General features: G+C 44.5%; 14 protein-coding genes. 10 read left to right on the forward strand and 4 right to left on the reverse strand.

Annotated elements, in window-relative coordinates; genetic code table 11:
• Positions 1 to 32 precede the first annotated feature (32 nt).
• Entirely contained in the window at positions 33 to 1,070 is a 1,038-nt protein-coding gene (locus tag HNR77_RS06185) for a LacI family DNA-binding transcriptional regulator (protein ID WP_184181752.1), read from the reverse strand.
• Positions 1,071 to 1,198: 128 nt separating this feature from the next.
• Here HNR77_RS06185 and HNR77_RS06190 point away from each other — a divergent pair, with 128 nt between their 5' ends.
• The 5 genes from HNR77_RS06190 to HNR77_RS06210 all read left to right on the forward strand — a co-directional run bounded on the left by HNR77_RS06190 (position 1,199) and on the right by HNR77_RS06210 (position 8,098).
• Positions 1,199 to 2,560 (forward strand): FAD-dependent oxidoreductase, encoded by a 1,362-nt coding sequence (locus HNR77_RS06190; RefSeq protein WP_184181754.1) that lies wholly within the window; start codon positions 1,199 to 1,201, stop codon positions 2,558 to 2,560.
• 58 nt (positions 2,561 to 2,618) lie between these two features.
• Positions 2,619 to 3,746, forward strand: coding sequence for a SurA N-terminal domain-containing protein (locus tag HNR77_RS06195; RefSeq protein ID WP_184181756.1), 1,128 nt, complete (start codon positions 2,619 to 2,621; stop codon positions 3,744 to 3,746).
• Between the two features lie 162 nt (positions 3,747 to 3,908).
• Entirely contained in the window at positions 3,909 to 6,491 is a 2,583-nt protein-coding gene (locus HNR77_RS06200; RefSeq protein ID WP_184181758.1) for a beta-xylosidase family glycoside hydrolase, read from the forward strand.
• Between the two features lie 372 nt (positions 6,492 to 6,863).
• On the forward strand, positions 6,864 to 7,223 hold the full coding sequence (locus HNR77_RS06205) for a hypothetical protein (protein WP_184181760.1): 360 nt from the start codon (positions 6,864 to 6,866) through the stop codon (positions 7,221 to 7,223).
• 119 nt (positions 7,224 to 7,342) lie between these two features.
• Positions 7,343 to 8,098: an SDR family oxidoreductase gene (locus tag HNR77_RS06210; protein ID WP_184181761.1), complete on the forward strand. Its 756-nt coding sequence runs from the start codon at positions 7,343 to 7,345 to the stop codon at positions 8,096 to 8,098.
• A gap of 124 nt (positions 8,099 to 8,222) precedes the next feature.
• Here the strand turns inward: HNR77_RS06210 and ureC are convergent, their stop codons facing one another.
• Both ureC and ureA read right to left on the reverse strand, forming a co-directional pair.
• Positions 8,223 to 9,935, reverse strand: a complete 1,713-nt coding sequence (ureC, locus tag HNR77_RS06215; protein ID WP_184181763.1) for an urease subunit alpha — start codon at positions 9,933 to 9,935, stop codon at positions 8,223 to 8,225.
• On the reverse strand, positions 9,932 to 10,558 hold the full coding sequence (gene ureA / locus HNR77_RS06220) for an urease subunit gamma (RefSeq protein WP_184181765.1): 627 nt from the start codon (positions 10,556 to 10,558) through the stop codon (positions 9,932 to 9,934). The genes ureC and ureA overlap by 4 nt, the downstream gene beginning before the upstream one ends.
• A gap of 314 nt (positions 10,559 to 10,872) precedes the next feature.
• On the opposite strand from ureA, the gene HNR77_RS06225 reads away from it, so the two are divergent.
• From HNR77_RS06225 to HNR77_RS06240, 4 genes are all read left to right on the forward strand, one after another.
• Positions 10,873 to 11,757: an AraC family transcriptional regulator gene (locus HNR77_RS06225; protein WP_184181767.1), complete on the forward strand. Its 885-nt coding sequence runs from the start codon at positions 10,873 to 10,875 to the stop codon at positions 11,755 to 11,757.
• Between the two features lie 121 nt (positions 11,758 to 11,878).
• Entirely contained in the window at positions 11,879 to 13,093 is a 1,215-nt protein-coding gene (locus tag HNR77_RS06230; protein WP_184181769.1) for a hypothetical protein, read from the forward strand.
• 114 nt (positions 13,094 to 13,207) lie between these two features.
• Positions 13,208 to 13,405, forward strand: a complete 198-nt coding sequence (locus HNR77_RS06235; RefSeq protein ID WP_184181770.1) for a hypothetical protein — start codon at positions 13,208 to 13,210, stop codon at positions 13,403 to 13,405.
• A 316-nt stretch (positions 13,406 to 13,721) separates the two neighbouring features.
• Positions 13,722 to 14,702, forward strand: coding sequence for an ROK family protein (locus HNR77_RS06240; protein WP_184181772.1), 981 nt, complete (start codon positions 13,722 to 13,724; stop codon positions 14,700 to 14,702).
• Here HNR77_RS06240 and HNR77_RS30605 read toward each other — a convergent pair.
• Complete coding sequence (locus HNR77_RS30605) at positions 14,686 to 15,921, reverse strand: helix-turn-helix transcriptional regulator (protein WP_184181774.1); 1,236 nt, start codon at positions 15,919 to 15,921, stop codon at positions 14,686 to 14,688. The genes HNR77_RS06240 and HNR77_RS30605 overlap by 17 nt on opposite strands.
• A 265-nt stretch (positions 15,922 to 16,186) precedes the next feature.
• Here HNR77_RS30605 and HNR77_RS06250 point away from each other — a divergent pair, with 265 nt between their 5' ends.
• Positions 16,187 to 17,542 carry an MFS transporter gene (locus tag HNR77_RS06250; protein ID WP_184181776.1) on the forward strand — a complete coding sequence of 452 codons (1,356 nt, stop codon included), beginning with the start codon at positions 16,187 to 16,189 and terminating at the stop codon, positions 17,540 to 17,542.
• Positions 17,543 to 17,553: the final 11 nt, after the last annotated feature.

Raw genomic sequence — 17,553 nt, forward strand, 5'->3', positions numbered from 1 at the left:
GAACACAATGGGTATTATTCTCATGTTTATGGTTACGTAATATCTTTTACGGTTGCTCCAGAGTGAAATCCGCCTTGCAGCCGGATATGTTCAAACGGCAGACTCGGGTTGGAAATTCTCCATAACATCCGATCAGCACCCCGTACACCGACCTCTTTCACAGGCAGTTTAGGCCGGGTCAAATCAGGAATCAGCTCTGGAGCAGCATGCTCCAAGCCAATCAGAGAGCAATCCTGAGGGATTTGCCGGCCCAGCAGGCTGCAGCCGTAATAGATCCAGGCCAGATCATGCTCCATGCCAACCAGAATCGCCGTTGGTTTTTCTTTCTCCAATAGGTCCGTCAACTGCTGGATATACGTCTCTTTGGACTGCAAACGTGTCAAATGCCGCTCTTCACTCACCGAAATGCCTTCCAGTTGCAAAGCTTCCTGAAAAGCATGCCAGCGCAGCCGGAAGCCGCGATGCATACGTATATTGCCAATATACAATATCCGGCGGTGTCCTTTGTGAACTAGATATTGAACAGATTGATGAACAGCAGACGATACGTCCCATATGACACTATCCACCTGTGCAATGGATGGCGGATAATTAAGCAGAATTTTGGGGAGCTGAAGCTCCATTAACTTGGCCTCCACAGGAGGAAGAATCATCGGCCCGATAAAGAAACCGTCCAGATAAAGTACTTCATTCTCTTCCATCCAATCGATAAATTGCGAATCAGAAACGGTACCCTGTGGTGCAAAAAGCATTTCCAGTTTGTGTCCAAACTCGGCTAGCCTGGACTTGATTCCTTCATATAAAGAGTGATGAATAAAAGCCAGTTCAGTGCTCGGAACGATAAACGCGAACCTTCTTGACTTGGAGGAATAGATTGGAATCTGCTCTACTGCCATACTGCGTTCCTGTTCCTTGGTGCGATACCCCAATTGTGCGGCAAGAGCAACCACCTCGTTACGTGTATGTTCAGACATCCCTGGTAGACCACGCAGCGCTTTGGAAACCGTATGTACAGTCAGATCAAGTTGATCTGCAATCATTTTTAACGTAACTTTTTTAGGAATGGGCATATGAACCACCTTTGTGACTACTTTTACGATTATTATAGAAAAAAACAAAACAAAAGTGAAACTAAAATGTAACTAAAAATCATGCTCTATGGCAGTTAAAATGAAAGTAATTCATGGAGGTGGTTCACATGACTCACACAAAATCTGAAATTCATGTCCCGGAGCGTCGTATTCCGTTATATAGCGAAGTAGATGTTGTGGTTGCTGGAGGAGGGCCGTCTGGTGTAGCCGCAGCACTTGCTGCTGCAAGAAACGGAGCATCCGTTTTACTGATAGAGCAGCGAGGTTACCTTGGAGGCATGGCAACGGTATCTCAGGTTCCCGCCTTTTGTCCCTACACGGATCAGGTTAAACCCGTGATTCGCGGGATCGGGCTCGAAATTTTGAATGATATGAAGCTTAATATGGAGGAAACGTTCCGTAAGGACTGGCAGGATTTACTCGACTGGGTTCCGATTGATGCCGAAGTATTAAAACGAGTGTTGGACAAAAAGTTGATGGAAGCTGGCGTTCAAGTGCTGTACCATACGTTCGTTGGCGATATTTTGCATAAAGATGGCTATGTAGAAGCTGCTGTGATTCATAACAAAAGTGGCACACAAGCCGTGAAAGGAATTATCTATATCGATGCAACCAGTGACGCGGATATCACCCATCTTGCTGGCGGACAGCTCATAAAAGGCGGAGAAAACGGAGAGCTGCAGCCAGGAACGATGTGTTTTGTGCTGAACAATCTGGATCGGAGCAAGTTCTTATCCAGCGTGGAGGTGCACGGCAAAGATTTAAAACACGCCATTCGTCAAGCTAAAGCAGAAGGACGTTTGCGTGTAGCAAGAGAGTGGGCGGGAATTTCATGGCTGAACAACCATACGGCAGGTCTTAACTTCGGTCATGTCTTTGGTATCGACGGCTCGAATGCGGAAGATTTAACACGCGGGGCGATTGAAGGGCGGGCATTAGCTGCGCATATCACCGAATGGCTGCGTGAGACCATCCCTGGCTTTGAGAATGCTTTCCTAACGGTGACAGGTGAACAGGTTGGCATTCGGGAGACCCGGCGCATTGTGGGCGACTATACGATTACAGCTGACGATTTTATGGCTTGCCGTTCATTCCCTGATGACATCGCACGCAATGCTTATTTTATCGATATTCATATGGCCAAACCGACAAGTGGTATGACGATGATTCATCTGCCGGCAGGGGAATCACATGGCATTCCTTACCGTTCTCTACTTCCTGCGGGTATTCATAATGTCATCGTTGCCGGAAGATCAATCTCCACGGACCGAGCAACTCAGGGCTCTGCGCGCGTTATGCCGAATTGTTTTGCCATGGGTGAGGCCGCCGGAACAGCTGCTGCGATGCTTCGAGAGAATGGGGCGAAGGAGACACGAAGCATAGATGTGAGTGCCTTGCAAAGCAGACTTGTTCGTCAAGGGGCTTGGCTTGGGGAAGGCATAAACGAGCGTTATTTGGAAAAAGCGTAGGCCTAGCAGAATAAAAGGATCAAGAACTTTGGATGATGCTGAAGGGGGCGTATTGAATTTGAGAATAAAAAAGAGAAGCCGAATGAAGCGGTTCACATTAGCTGCCGCCATTTTCATACTCGCTGGCTCTGCTTATTTTGCTATTTCAGGTCATGCGCCTTCGGAGGACACTTACGTTGCCAAGGTCAATGGGAGCTGGGTGACCCAACATGAATTCAAACGTGAGATGCAGCAGCAGAGGGCGAGGGCTATTCAATATTTCCTATCCACATACGGAGCGCAATACAACAAAGATTTCTGGAAAACTGATTTTGAAGGGGAGAATCCCGAACAGTACTTGAAACAACTCGCCATGAAAGAGATCACCAGGGTTAAAGTAGAGTTGGAGCTTGCACAAAACAAAGGCCTGATTAGTGGCTCAAGCCATGATGATCTGATGCACGAAATGAAGATCGAGAATCAGCGCAGAAGGGAAGCGTTAGCTTCTGATCAGCCTATTTATGGGCCAGAACAATTCGATGAAGTCTCCTTTATGAATTATTATACGAGTAAAGTACGGAACAAACTCAAAGAGACCTTATCCGTTAATGAATTAAAGCCGACAGACAAGAAGCTTGAAGAGCACTATACACTGGTTAAAGATCAGCTGTTTATGAGAGAGAATACAATAAAATTCCATAAAATATCGGTATCCTATAAACATGCTAATCGGAAACTTGATCTGGATTCCAACCGGAATCAAGTACATAAACAGACGGCCAAAAAGGTCATTGAAGCTGCACAGCCACTTTTGGAGCAGGGGGCCGAGGGAGAGATGTCTGATACGGTCAAAATTCTCCAAAACAAATTCAGCAGCACAATCCTTCACCATACGATAGAAGAATTCAATCCTCATACGGCGAGCACATATTTCAAATCACAACCTGTATTGTACGCAGCTCTCCAAAACCATTCGAATGCTGAGCATAACAGCTTTATCATCGACGAACCAGCACAGAGCCAGTACGTTCTGATCAGAACCTTCGGAGAACAGAAATCAAGCGATAATCAAGGTTATACAGCGGATCAGAATCTCCTCTGGCAAAGTTACCTGAACCAGGCATACTCCCGTTACATCCTCAAACTAACTTCCGATGCTCAAATCGATATTCACTCTGAAGCGTACCAACATGTCTCGATCGAATAACTATTATACGTTGATCTTGAAAGCGATTACTTTGGATATAAAAGTTGAACCATTCTTTTACACTTAACGAAGTGGAGTGTGTAAAATTTTCAGCTCGACTTATATAGAAACGGTAATTTGCTATTAAGATAAATACAATTTATTAAGGAGGTTCATATGCAATTGAGTAATGTCAGGGTTAAACACTGGTTTAGCTGCGTTGTCGCTTTTATGATTATGGTATCAGGCGTTATTCCTCTATCGGGAGCAACTGTTTATGCAGAGAACAGCGTATATTACGTAGATTCGGTGAACGGGAGTGATGATAACAACGGGAAAACTCCAGAACTTGCTTGGCAAACTCTTGATAAAGTAAACGCGACTGAATTTCAGCCCGGTGACACATTAATGTTCAAAGCTGGCGGTGTATGGACCGGAACCCTTCATCCTAAAGGTTCAGGGGAAGAAGGTAATCCCATCAAGATTGACAGGTATGGGGAAGGGAGTAAACCTTTCATTTCGGGGGCTGGCGCACCCGCAGCGGTCTATTTTCACAATCAGGAGCAATGGGAAGTTCGCAATCTTGAGATTACGAACGATGCGCCAACCAAAGGAGTACGACGAGGCATTCATGTCGATGGCAGCAGCGGCACCTGGTCTAATCCAAAGGTGTATAAACATTTCGTGTTTGAAAATTTGAACATCCATCATGTTAAAGGTGACGTATCCAACGATTATGCGCACAATGGGGGAATCATCGTTTGGGGCACGGCTTGGGATTATCATGTATCCGATGTTGTCGTGAACAATTGCAAAATTTACTCTCTTGATAGTGTAGGCATATATCTGAACGGCGCTCAAACGAAATATTCCTCGAATCTGAAGGTGACCAACAACCTGATTTACGATGTGGCTGCAGATGGCGCGTTTATTCTGAATACAACCGATGGTCTCATTGAAAACAACGTTGTTCATGATACTCATGTACGTGCAAGCGGTTACCATGTACCTCTGTGGGTGTTCTCTGCTGAAAATAATATCATCCAGTTCAACGAGGTATACAACACAGCACCTGGTGGCGATGCCATGGCCTATGATGCGGATTATGACAGTGACGGAACGATCATTCAATACAATTACAGTCATAATAATGCTGGTGGAGCCTTTCTCGTAGTCAATAACGGGACTAATGCTGCCAACAAAAACACCAATACAACGATACGATATAACATCAGCCAGAACGACAGTGGTGCTGTCTTTAATTTTAGCGGCTCACCCGATACAACGACGATCTACAACAATACGGTTTATTTGCCAGCACACGCCAATACCAAAATTATAGATACGCTGGACTGGGGAGGATACGCCAAGAATACATTTTTCTATAATAATCTAATCTACAATCTGGGCTCTGGAGGGTACAATTTTGCCAGCAGTACAAACAATGTGTTTGAAAACAATCTATTCTTCGGCTCTCATCCAACGAACGAACCAGCTGACCCTTACAAAATTACCGCAGACCCGCTGCTGGCTTCACCCGGCTCTGCCGGTATAGGTCGAGATACGCTTGCCGGTTACCAATTGCTGAGCACATCACCAGCCATCGGCGCAGGCAAGATCATTGCCAATAACGGAGGACGGGACTACTATGGCAACCCGGTTTCTTCAACTACCGCACCCAATATCGGAGCATACCAAGGTCCTGGACTTGATCCAGATAATCTGCCTCCTTTGCCAGAAGCCCCTTCCGGGGAAAACTTATTAGCGAATCCGGGGTTTGAAACGGGAGATTTCTCGGACTGGCCTATCCATTATAATGGAGCATCCATAGAAAATAACAACGCTCACAGCGGAACTTATGCCGCCAAGCTGACCGGAAGCACCGCTGGTGCAGAGCAGACTGTAGACGGACTGTATCCGAATACGATGTACAAATTAGTCGGGTGGGCGAAAAGTGTAGATGGCGGCCGTGCTGTTTTAGGTGTGAAAAACTATGGTGGAACCGCCAAAGATGCACATATCAGTTCAACCGATTATAAAAGAGTGGAGCAGATCTTCACTACAGGAAACACTAACAACAGTGCAACGATCTACCTCTATAAAGCGGGTGGCAACGGCCACGTATACTTTGATGACCTGGAGCTCATTCAGTACAGTGCTTCCCCAGGACAAGAAGAACCTCCTGTAACGTACCCAGAAGGCACCGACGATGATTTTGACTCCACCACACTAGATGAGCAGTGGCGCTGGGTAAGAGAGAATCCGGCCAAATGGTCGCTTGGATCGAATCCGGGGTACATGCAGATCACTAGTGAGCAGGGGGATATCTCGGGTGCAACCGGGGATGCCAAAAATATTCTGCTGACGGGTGCACCTTCAGGGGACTGGACCATCGAAACCAAACTGGAAGGTAAACCTGCTTCAAAATGGTCCCAGGGCGGGCTGGTTGTATATGTAAACGATCAGACGTATATTCGAATGACACGTTTGTATGGAGAAGGCAATCAATTTCAATTGGATACGAAAATCAACGGGGTTCGCGACCATACAGAAACTCCAGACATGCTCTCATCCGAAATTTCTTATCTGCGTATTGTAAAAGAGGGAGATACGTATACCGGCTATTACTCTGCCGATGGCACAAACTATACACAAGTCGGAGATGCACAAACAGCCTTTCTGGAAGATCCGAAAATCGGCCTTATTACATGTGCAGGCACGGGACTTGTCGCCAACTTTGATTATTTTCACATCATCACTGAATAGGCTGAATCCATAGAAAACAGCTCTAGATCCAACGTAAGCCGCAACTAAAAAGGCATATGCAAACGGAACGAAACAGAGAATTTTCCCTGGATCGTTCCGCTTTTTGTTTCTGCCTAAGGTGAGCTTCAACCTTTCCTGATAAGCCTGACATTTCTATTCATTAAATGCCGAACCGTAACTAACTCACGGCATTATGAATTTGCGGCAAACGTTTTTTAATATATTCGGCCATCACTAGACTAAGCTCTGAAGGAAAATTCGCATAAAATATTTAGCGTAATTTTCCACTATGCATAACGAAAATGCTTCACTATAATGCAACAGGGCATACGTAGATCATGATTTAAAAATAGACTAAAATGAGGATTACATGTGATTAACTTGTTATGGACGATTTATCTTGGACTACTTGGAACAGCATCCCTTGGTTATTTGCTAAAGGGTAAGTACAAATCAATACCCGGCAAAATCGATTTTGTTGTATCTGTTATCACTTGGATTGGATTGTTAGGATATGTAAAACACATTCAATGGCTGAACCCTCTGACTTGGAAAGTAATCACAATTTCGGCGTTGTTGTGGGATATACTGTTCGGGATGCTGCTTAAGGATCACCAAGGTGAAGACATTTTACAAGAAATCTCGATAGGAAAGAGAAGAGCGTTAATGTTCGTTACCTTAGTACTCGCGCTTGGGCCTCTTTACTACGGGCTGTTCAGATATTCATTTTAAGGAAAGAAGTATAAAGCCTATACTAAACTATAAATTGGACAGAGATGTTTAATAAGTCACTTCTATTCACTATAATTGACGAGAACAATACACGTCTTTTATATGAGGAGGTCAATAGAATGACTCAAAACCACAGAAAAATTGCAATCATCACAGGTGCCAGCGGCCCGAGAGAGATGGGGAGTGCCTTTTGCCGCAAGTTAGCTTCACGAGATATAGACATTTTCTTCACACATTACAAGGCTGATCCTGAGTGGATCATAGCATTTCACAAGGAAATAGAGGACATGGGTGTGCGTTGTGCGTCACTGGATGTCGATCTGGCTGAACGATATGCAGCGCAGCAAGTATATGAAAGTGCAGTCGAGAAGCTGGGTCAGCCCTCTATTTTGATTAATAATGCGGCTTATGGTGTAAACGCAGATTATCGAGACTTTGACGCTGATCTCATGGACAACCACTATGCCGTTAATATGCGATCTACTTTTCTCTTATGTACGATTTTTGCGCGCGAATTTGAAAAATCCAGCCTAACCTCAGGCAGAATTATCAACATGACGTCTGGACAGGATATATCGCCAATGCCTGGTGAATTAGCATATGTTGCGACCAAAGGGGCGATCTCTGCTTTTACCAGGTCCTTGTCCCGTGAACTGGCACCACTCAAGATTACCGTAAATGCCGTAAACCCGGGGCCGACGGATACAACGTGGATGGATGACTCCGTTCGTGACTATCTGTTGCCCAAATTCCCATTGGGGCGGATCGGAGCACCAGAGGATGCAGCCAACATCATTGATTTTCTGGTGAGTGAAGCAGGGGCGTGGATCACGGGTCAGGTGATTCATTCAGAAGGCGGCTTTATTCGGGAGTAGTCTGAAGAATCGGATGATACAACTAGAAATAAAGTCAAAACGTAAAAAGCTCAGCTGCATCAGCTGGGCTTTTTTGACGATTATACGAAGCGTTTGAAATAAGTCCGATGACCCTCTAATCATGTTAACTCAAGAAATAGCGCTGGGCCATCGGAAGTTCATCAACCGGCAGGCACTGCAATGTTTCTCCATTAACGGATACGGTGTAATTTTTCGGATCGACCATGATATTCGGTGTTTCACCATTCAAAATCATGTCTTTCTTGCTTGCTGCACGACAGCCAGTCACAGGCTTTAATGACTTGCTCAACCCGAGAGGGGAGAGGGTGCCGACATCAATTGAAGCCTGGGAAACAAAGGTCGCACAAATTGCTGAACGTGCCCTGCCATAGCTGCCAAACATAGGTCTGTACATGTACGGCTGTGGTGTCGAGATGGTGGAGTTTGGATCGCCCATCACACTATGGATAATCATGCCGCCTTTAATGACAAGCTCCGGTTTAACGCCGAAGAAGGCTGGTTTCCAGAGGACAAGATCGGCCATTTTACCGACTTCAATAGAGCCTACATAAGTGGAGATGCCGTGGGTAATGGCCGGATTAATCGTGTACTTGGCAATATAACGTTTGACGCGCGCGTTATCTGCCTGGTTATCACCGGTAAGGGAGCCGCGTTGTTTTTTCATTTTATCCGCCGTCTGCCACGTTCTGATCGCTACTTCACCTACACGACCCATTGCCTGTGAATCCGAACTGGTCATACTGATTGCCCCGATATCATGTAAAATATCTTCCGCACCAATCGTCGTTTCACGAATTCGTGAAGCGGCGAAGGCCACATCCTCGGGAATTTTGGGATCGAGATGATGACAGATCATCAGCATATCCAGATGCTCATCGACCGTATTTCGGGTGTAAGGCATGGTTGGACTGGTAGAGGAAGGCAGCACGTTAGGCATGGAAGCGACACGTAATAAATCCGGCGCGTGACCACCACCCGCACCTTCCGTATGATAGGTATGGATGGCACGACCGTTAAACGACCGCAGGCTGTCTTCTACATATCCGGCCTCATTCAGCGTATCGGTATGGATATTGACCTGAATATCATACTGCTCCGCCACGCTTAAACACTTGTCGATCACATAAGGCGTACTGCCCCAATCCTCATGAATCTTCAAACCGCCGACACCTGCGAGCACTTGCTCCTTCAGCGCTTCAGGCCTTGAGCTGTTGCCGCGGCCAAGCATCACAAAATTCATAGGAAGTGAATCGAGCGCCTGCAGCATTCGTTCAATGTGCCATACACCTGAGGTACAGTTGGTCGCGAGTGTCCCTGTCGCTGGCCCGGAACCTCCGCCGATCATCGTAGTAACACCACTTTGTAGCGCAATCTCAATTTGCTGCGGAGAAATAAAGTGAACATGGCTGTCTACGCCGCCAGCAGTCACGATCAAATTTTCACCAGAGATAACTTCTGTACCAACGCCGATATACATATCCGGATCAACGCCATCCATCATAAACGGATTTCCCGCTTTGCCGATCCCCTGGATCAATCCATCCTTAATCCCGATATCGGCTTTGACGATGCCCCAGGTGTCTATAATGACAACGTTGGTAATGACCGTATCCAGCACACCTTCATCCCGTGTCGCCAGAGGGTGCTGGCCCATGCCGTCCCTGACTGTTTTTCCTCCGCCAAAAACACATTCATCTCCGTACACGGTAAAGTCTTTCTCGATCTCAATCTTTAACGAGGTGTCTGCGAGCCGAATCCGGTCTCCTGTCGTTGGTCCATACATGCTTGCATACGTTGCGCGATCTATTGTGTTCATGACTCAACCCTCCCGTTTGTTAACCCGGCAAATCCATAGATTTCTTTGGAGCCACCAATTTCAACCAGCGTGATGTCATGTGTTGCTCCCGGTTCGAAGCGAACGGAAAGGCCTGAAGCAATATCCAGCCGATAGCCCTTGGTGCCTTCGCGGTCGAACGATAACGAGGGGTTTGCTTCAAAAAAGTGAAAATGTGATCCGACCTGAATCGGTCGATCTCCCGTGTTGGTCACGGAACGCGTAATGCGTTTACGGTCAGGCAGCAGCACTATAGGATCGTCAGCGAATTCATATTCACCAGGTATAATCGCACCATCTATACGGGCAATAGGCTCATGTACGGTCACCAGCTTCGTTCCGTCTGGAAATGTAGCCTCAATCTGAACCTCGCTCATCAGCTCGGCCACACCATCCATGACCTGTGATGCAGTTAAAAGGTGACGTGCTTCTTCCATCAGCTGTTTCACTGTTTTTCCATCCCGTGCACCCTCGACAACAAACCCGGAAATATAAGCAGCGGCCTCCGGATAATTCAGTTGAACGCCCCGTTTCAGACGCTTTTCAGCCATATCCGCAGCCAGATACATCAGTAATTTCTCACGTTCCTGTACCGTTAAATGCATAGACAGCAGCTCCTTTGTAATCATTTCCAGTTCTTGCTTATGTATGAAAATGTAACATGTGTATCGGTTCCAGTCAAATAAATATGTCAAATAACATAACATAATTGATTTGATTTGTGCGAGATGACAAACAGAGAGAACTTACGGAAAATATTTCGTAGTATACGAAGGGAAGATAAAGTATTCTTAAACTTGATGTTTGTTATACTCGACAATATGCTTCTGCAACATCCCATTACGAAACTAAAGTGTGCACAAATCGTTGCGAAACAGGACCGACAGAACATTATACTTTGATCGAGAGGAGGGATCAGATGGATTGGCTGATGAGAATGAACCGCGCTTTGGATCATATTGAAATGAATCTAGCAAATGAGATTATGCTGAAAGACGTTGCTCAGTGTGCTTGTTGCTCATCCCATCAATTTCAGCGAATGTTCTCGTTTATTACTAATGTTTCACTTGCAGAGTATATAAGGAGAAGGCGGCTTACTCTGGCGGCCATCGAACTTCAGAACAGCGATACCAAAGTGGTTGATATTGCAGTCAAGTACGGCTACGAATCTCCAGTATCGTTTGCAAGAGCATTCTATGCGTTACATGGTGTGAATCCTGCCAAGGCTAGAGAAGAAGGAACAGCCCTCAAAGCCTATCCGCGGCTGTCCTTTCTCATCTCGATTAAAGGGGCTGAGCCTGTGAATTATCGGATTGAAACCAAAGAGAGCTTTGAAGTGTTTGGAATGGAGCGCATATTCAGTCTAAATGGACAAGAAACTCCGGCTGACTTCTGGAAGCAAAGTCATGAGAACGGTGAGGTTGAGCGCCTTGCTGCGAATGCAGGAGGAGTGCCTGATTTCTTGAATCCGCACTATCATCAGGTTCATTCGGTGTGTAGTTATACAGCGACGGAGGAAGAGACATTTCCATATATGCTGTGTGCTTTCAAAAAGGAAAAAAGCACAACCAAAGGGTACACGGTAATCAACATACCTGCGTATACTTGGGCGATCTTTCCATCCGAGCCGTTTACTTGGGATCAATTCGATGGGGTCATGGAAACCTTATACCAACGTTTCTTTACCGAATGGCTCCCTACGGCGGGATATGAGCAGGTGAACGGTTTGGAATTTGAAATTACAGGTAGTAAGGATGGACAGCAATTTGTAGAACTTTGGTTTGCTGTACGCAAAATAACTTAGCTTGCTTTGCGTGCAGCAGCTCACCCAAACAGCAGCCTTTCATAAGAAGGCTGCTGTTCATTTTACTAGAATAATTGACGATAATTAATTTGTAATTAATAAAAAAGAAAAGGTGATCTTCTTGTTTCATGTTAAACGTTGGTTAGCTTTAGTAATCATTATGTTATTGAGCAGCACACTTTCCACCTCTGTTTCTGCTAGCACGATTCAGAGCCTGCCAAAACCGGCATGGACATTTGCCATTCCAGAAGGGCACGACTATATTTCGGATAGTAACGTACGAGTTACAGATCAAACATTCCACTTTATGAGTATGGATAATGAGATGTACATTTTGGACAAAAAGACAGGCAAGCTATTATCCAAGACCAGTTATACAGCAGGAAGTAACATGTTCTTTAGCTTTTTCGGTACATATGCACAAGTTGCTCCAAACGGTAATGTATATATTCTCACTCCTGTTAAAAATGGCTCTGGCATCGAGAAGCAGCGTTTAACTGCCTATCATGCAGACGGAAAAGTGCTGTGGACTCGCTACTTTAATGAAAAGGTTCGCTCCATATCAGGAATATCAATCATGCCTGATGGCAATTTATTTATCTACCTGGAAACGGCATCTGAGCGTGTAACAAGTTATCGATATACTCCGCAAGGCAAGTTTTTGGGCAAAAACAATTGGAATTCATCCATTTTTAACGGCTTTGTCAACGGATTACTTCAAACCATCAACAGCACTAGTAAAGCGTCCAGTCGTATGACGTATTATGATTTTAGAATGAAGCAGCAGTTCCAGTACCTTTTCGATTTTAAAGAGGGCATGTTCTCAGGATTAGGACCTGACGGATTACTTCATTTTCAGAAAAATCATGGGAACAATGTCATAAGCTTTACGGCTAAAACCAAAAATGGTAAAGAAGTATGGAACAAAAAAATTAGCAACGTGAGCTCCTATGATGATCTCGAGACATCGATGACGGTGAAGAAAAACGTATTTTCGAATGGTTTCACAGGTATTCAATCAAATGGCAACTTTTTTATTATAGATCGCAAAGGTGTCATGCAGACCGTTCCAGCCTCAGCAAAAATGTATCAGACTGCTCCAGATGGAACCGTAATGTTGGTTGAAAAATCCAAAATATTGATCTACAAGACAAGTGAGTCAGCATCTACCAAACTAAAATTGCTCTATACCCTTGATACTTCTGAACTTATTGGTGCTGATCCCACTTTTGTGTATGAAGGCGGAGGGGTTGTATATGTCATGACCGATAGAAATCTCATAAGCCGTTTGGATTTGACTAAGCAGCCTTCGAGCAATACAGCAACAAATAAATAAATATTCCTTTCAAAGCCGCCGATAAAGCGGCTTTTGTTTTGTAAATACAATTCATTCTCGTTCTCTCGTATAAAGAATTACCTAATCTGAGCAAGTGCTGCCGTAATTACCGAGATGACTTTTGCATGGCTCGTTCATCGTTTTGCTTCTCTAATACGTTTCAAAGGAGCGCAGGCGCTATTCGGTACCAAACCAATGCAACCAAGCCCGATATATTTTGTTGCCGCAGCTTCATCCGCGCTCGTCGTGTTAATGATCTGCATTGAAGCAGCTGAAGGACCATTGGAACAACTGATGCGGCGATGGGAATAAGTACATGTGAATGACAGACTTTCACCATATTGGTTTATATGGTTTAATGAATTAAATATTTCTATATAAGTTGAACTAAAGACTCTACACAGACCACTCCGAGGACAGAATAACCTTCCAATCTCTGTTATCCCCGGATTTTTTCGATTTCCTTTTCTAAAGGGGGAAAATCCGGTGATAAAGGCGAAGCTTATGCTTCCGATGTAGCTTTCTTGCAGAAAGCTTTTAGCTCCGCTTTTCAGGTTTTTTCTGTCCTCTCCGTTCACGTGTATATGAATAGTTCAACTTATATAATAAACAGAATCGGGGAACTGCAATGAGTAAATATATTATCGGGATTGATCTCGGCGGTACGAATATCAAATCTGCTGTATTCACTACGGAATTCAAAAAAATTCACGAACGAAGCGATGCAACAGAAGCAGACCAAGGGCCCATTCATGTGCTGAATAAAATGGTGAACATTGCTAAAGAGCTGATGCTGCTTGTCGGTATCCAGCCGGATGCAGTTCAATGCATGGGAATTGGTGTGCCGGGATTGTTGGACCCTGAAACGGGCAACTCTGTTTTTTCGCCTAATTTTCCTGAATGGGAGAATATTCATGTAGTCAACCATATGAAACAGCATTTTGAGTTTCCTGTGTTTATTGATAATGATGTGCGCGTAAATCTGTATGGTGAATGGTTGTTTGGTGCGGGGGTCGGGTATCGCAGCATGGTACTGATTACATTGGGCACCGGGTTGGGGTCTGGTATTGTCAATGACGGGAAGGTGATCTATGGTACAACCTCCAGTGCCGGGGAAATAGGTCATATGAATATGTACAGAGAGGGCCGCGCTTGCCGTTGCGGAAGCTCAGGCTGTTTGGGAAGATATGTATCGGCTATCGGCATGGTCAGAACACTGACGGATAAGCTTGATGCAGGCAAGCTTAGTATCATTACGGAATGGGTAGAGGGAGACCACACCAAAATTACAGCTCACATGATCTCCGATGCGTACGATCTTGGCGACACACTTGCCATGGAGGTTATGCATGAAACAGGAGAGATTCTTGGCTTTGGCCTGGCCAACGTAATCAATCTGTTAAATCCGGAACGGATTATCGTAGGCGGAGGCATGTCGGCAGCAGGTGATCGTCTTCTCAACAGCGTTCGGGACACCGTTCGAAAGCATTCATTACAGCTCGCTTCAGGCGCTTGTACAATCGTACAAGCGAAGCTGGGTGGACAAGCCGGGATGATTGGTGCTGCTGCTTATGCGAGTCGCAGGATGTCTTTTATTTTTGGTCCTTGAATTGTTTCGGCGTACAGCCCGTATAGGTTTTGAACACTTTCGCAAAATAACTCTGATCATTAAAGTTCAAAAGAGTAGCGATCTCTGCAAGAGAATAATTAGAATATGTCAATAAATTTTGAGCCTCTTCTATTTTGGTTTTCAACATAAATTGAGATATGGAGATCCCTACTTCTTTTTTGAACAGATTGGATAAATAATTAGGATGAAGTGAAGTCAGTTCAGCCAGACGCGCAATGGTGATCCGTTCATGCAGGTGATTGAAGATGAAATCTTGACAAATATTAATAGGTTTGGAGTATTTATTTTTTTTGCTGTGTTCCACACGTTTCGTAAAGTCCAGCAAGGCATCCTCCATCAAATCATCTAACGCTTTACTATCCGTCAACTCCTCAAGTTTAAGAATATACAGATCACTGAGATTGTAAGCAATTTCTTGAAATACACCACCTTCTACCGCTGCTCTGGTTGCAAGCGTAATAAGGGAGATGGCGAGATTTTTCTGACTTCTTACATAACTGGTTTTGGACAGAACACTTTTCTTACCTTGTTTATGGATGGAATGAAAAGTTTCCAGCACTTTATCTGTTCTGCCTAACCGAATAAAATCCAGCAGTTTTTTCTCCTTATGCATCTCGGTGTGTATGAGATTATTTTGGCGCGCATCCATAATTTGATGATACGGGTGTTCGATCTCAAGTGCTGTTTTTCTCCAGTCATCCTTCTCCAGATTATCCAATACATCGGCCAACGTTAACTGCTCCTGATAGAGCATGAAATAAACAACCATCGCAAAATTGATAAATGTGTAATTGCTCATTACAGGAACATGATCGTAGTAGATACTCAGTTCCTTATTATTTGCCTTGGTTAGCAAATCACTTAACGTGACATGAATGATGGCCTCGGTCATTTTGAAATGAATCACAGGTCCCGCAACGAGGCGTCCCATCCGCTGATCGTCAACAAAGAGGTTTATAGCAAAAAACTTCTCCAGATAGACCGTTTCCCGAATAATCGGATATCGCCGATCCTCCGTGCCATCAAACAACGCTGCGATCATCTCGTGATCCGAGGAAAACAGAGGATTATGTTCAATATTCACAGGAATGCGATAAAGCAGTTGATTATGCTCTCCGAAATAGTAGAAGGGTACATTGTATAAATGATGGGCCACCGTACATATAAACTCCAGATGTTCATCCGTAAAGCTTTGCACGTCAATACCTCCAATTCAATTCATTCCTATCAAAATCAAACGTGAATCATCCGATTTATCTGTGAAAAATACCATATCAAACGGATCATACCGATTATAATTTTCCATGAAATCGATTTCAAGCATAGATTTGAAGGAGGTCACATCACTGGAACTTGCGTAAAGAGCTGTTGTATTCCATAAATTGAGAACGTTATCATTCTGTCTCATATCATCCATGATCATTCAGAGATATGCCCAATTAAACATAAAAAGGTGGGTTACTATGCGTCCATTCGGATATAAAGATAAATTCGGTTATTTGTTTGGTGATTTCGGGAATGATTTCTTTTTTGCATTGGTAGCTTCGTTTTTGATGGTGTATTACACGGACGTATTCCATATTCATCCTGCAGCGGTGGGGGGCTTGTTTTTGTTAGCACGCTTATGGGATGCCGTAGCGGATATTACCTGGGGGCGTTTTATTGATACGAGAAAAGCATCGAAGCATGGGAAGTTCAAGCCATGGATTTATCGTATGTCCTTCCCGCTGGTCATCTCAGGTGTGCTTATGTTTGTATACATCCCGGGAATGTCCGACGGATTCTATCTTGCCTATGCTTATGTGACTTATATCTTGTGGGGAACGTTGTACAGTACGGTCAATATTCCTTACGGCTCCATGGCTTCGGTTATTACCGCAGACCCTGTAGAGCGAACCGTGCTGTCCACCTGGAGATCACTCGGCGCAACTCTCGCTCAGCTTATCGTTGGCGTGCTTGGCCCGTTGCTGATGTTTGTGAATAATGAAGCGAATGCCAATCGATTCCTGATGGGTGCTGTCATTTTCGGAGTTTTGTCAATCACGTCGTATATGGCATGTTATAAACTTTCCATCGAACGTGTTGTCATGGATGAGAACGAGAAGCCCAACACAAACTTGAAGAAAACATTGCAGGGGCTGCTGAAAAATAAACCGCTGATCATTTTCCTGATCGGATCATTAATATTTTTAATCAATCTCATGCTGATTGGTACTGTAAACACGTACTTGTTCAAGGATTACTTTGGTAACGCGCAACTGTTAAGTGTGCTCAGCCTGGTTCAATCGGCAGCGTTATTTATCGGCATGCCCTTAGTTAAACCGCTAGTTGCGAAATTTGGTAAAAAAGAAGTCGCCGCTGCCGGATTTTTACTCTCAACCGTGATCTATTTGCTTTTGTATCTCATTCCTGATCTGTCAGTGGTGCAATATATGATCATTTTGTCCGTCGGTTTGTTTGGTTACGGTCTGTTTAATCTGATCAGCTGGGCGTTTATAACAGATCTGGTAGACTATCATGAGTATTTGACAGGGCTTCGAGAGGACGCCACGATCTACTCCATTTATTCCTTTTCACGCAAAGTCGGACAGGCTGTTGCCGGAGGGATCGGTGGTTTAGCCGTTGCGGCCGTTGGATATAACGCTTCACTGCATGTGCAGACTGCGGAGACACTTAAAGGGATTTACCTGCTAGCAACACTTGTACCCGCAATCGGATTATTTCTTGTCTTTGTATGTATTGCTGTGCTGTATCCTTTAAACAAAAAACGCACGGCTCAACTTGTAAGCGATATCAACGCAAAGAGAATGAGCAATTAGCTGACTAACAA

Origin of the sequence: Paenibacillus sp. JGP012 (assembly GCF_014203995.1) — a bacterium.
In the GTDB taxonomy this organism is placed as follows: Bacteria; Bacillota; Bacilli; order Paenibacillales; family Paenibacillaceae; genus Paenibacillus; species Paenibacillus silvae.

Coding starts and splice junctions, on each gene's coding strand:
- HNR77_RS06185 (WP_184181752.1), bottom strand. CDS start 1,070: ATGCCCATTCCTAAAAAAGTTACGTTAAAAATGATTGCAGATCAACTT.
- ureA (WP_184181765.1), bottom strand. CDS start 10,558: ATGCATTTAACGGTACAGGAACGTGAGAAATTACTGATGTATCTGGCT.
- HNR77_RS06225 (WP_184181767.1), top strand. CDS start 10,873: ATGGATTGGCTGATGAGAATGAACCGCGCTTTGGATCATATTGAAATG.
- HNR77_RS06190 (WP_184181754.1), top strand. CDS start 1,199: ATGACTCACACAAAATCTGAAATTCATGTCCCGGAGCGTCGTATTCCG.
- HNR77_RS06250 (WP_184181776.1), top strand. CDS start 16,187: ATGCGTCCATTCGGATATAAAGATAAATTCGGTTATTTGTTTGGTGAT.
- HNR77_RS06240 (WP_184181772.1), top strand. CDS start 13,722: ATGAGTAAATATATTATCGGGATTGATCTCGGCGGTACGAATATCAAA.
- HNR77_RS06235 (WP_184181770.1), top strand. CDS start 13,208: ATGACTTTTGCATGGCTCGTTCATCGTTTTGCTTCTCTAATACGTTTC.
- ureC (WP_184181763.1), bottom strand. CDS start 9,935: ATGAACACAATAGATCGCGCAACGTATGCAAGCATGTATGGACCAACG.
- HNR77_RS06210 (WP_184181761.1), top strand. CDS start 7,343: ATGACTCAAAACCACAGAAAAATTGCAATCATCACAGGTGCCAGCGGC.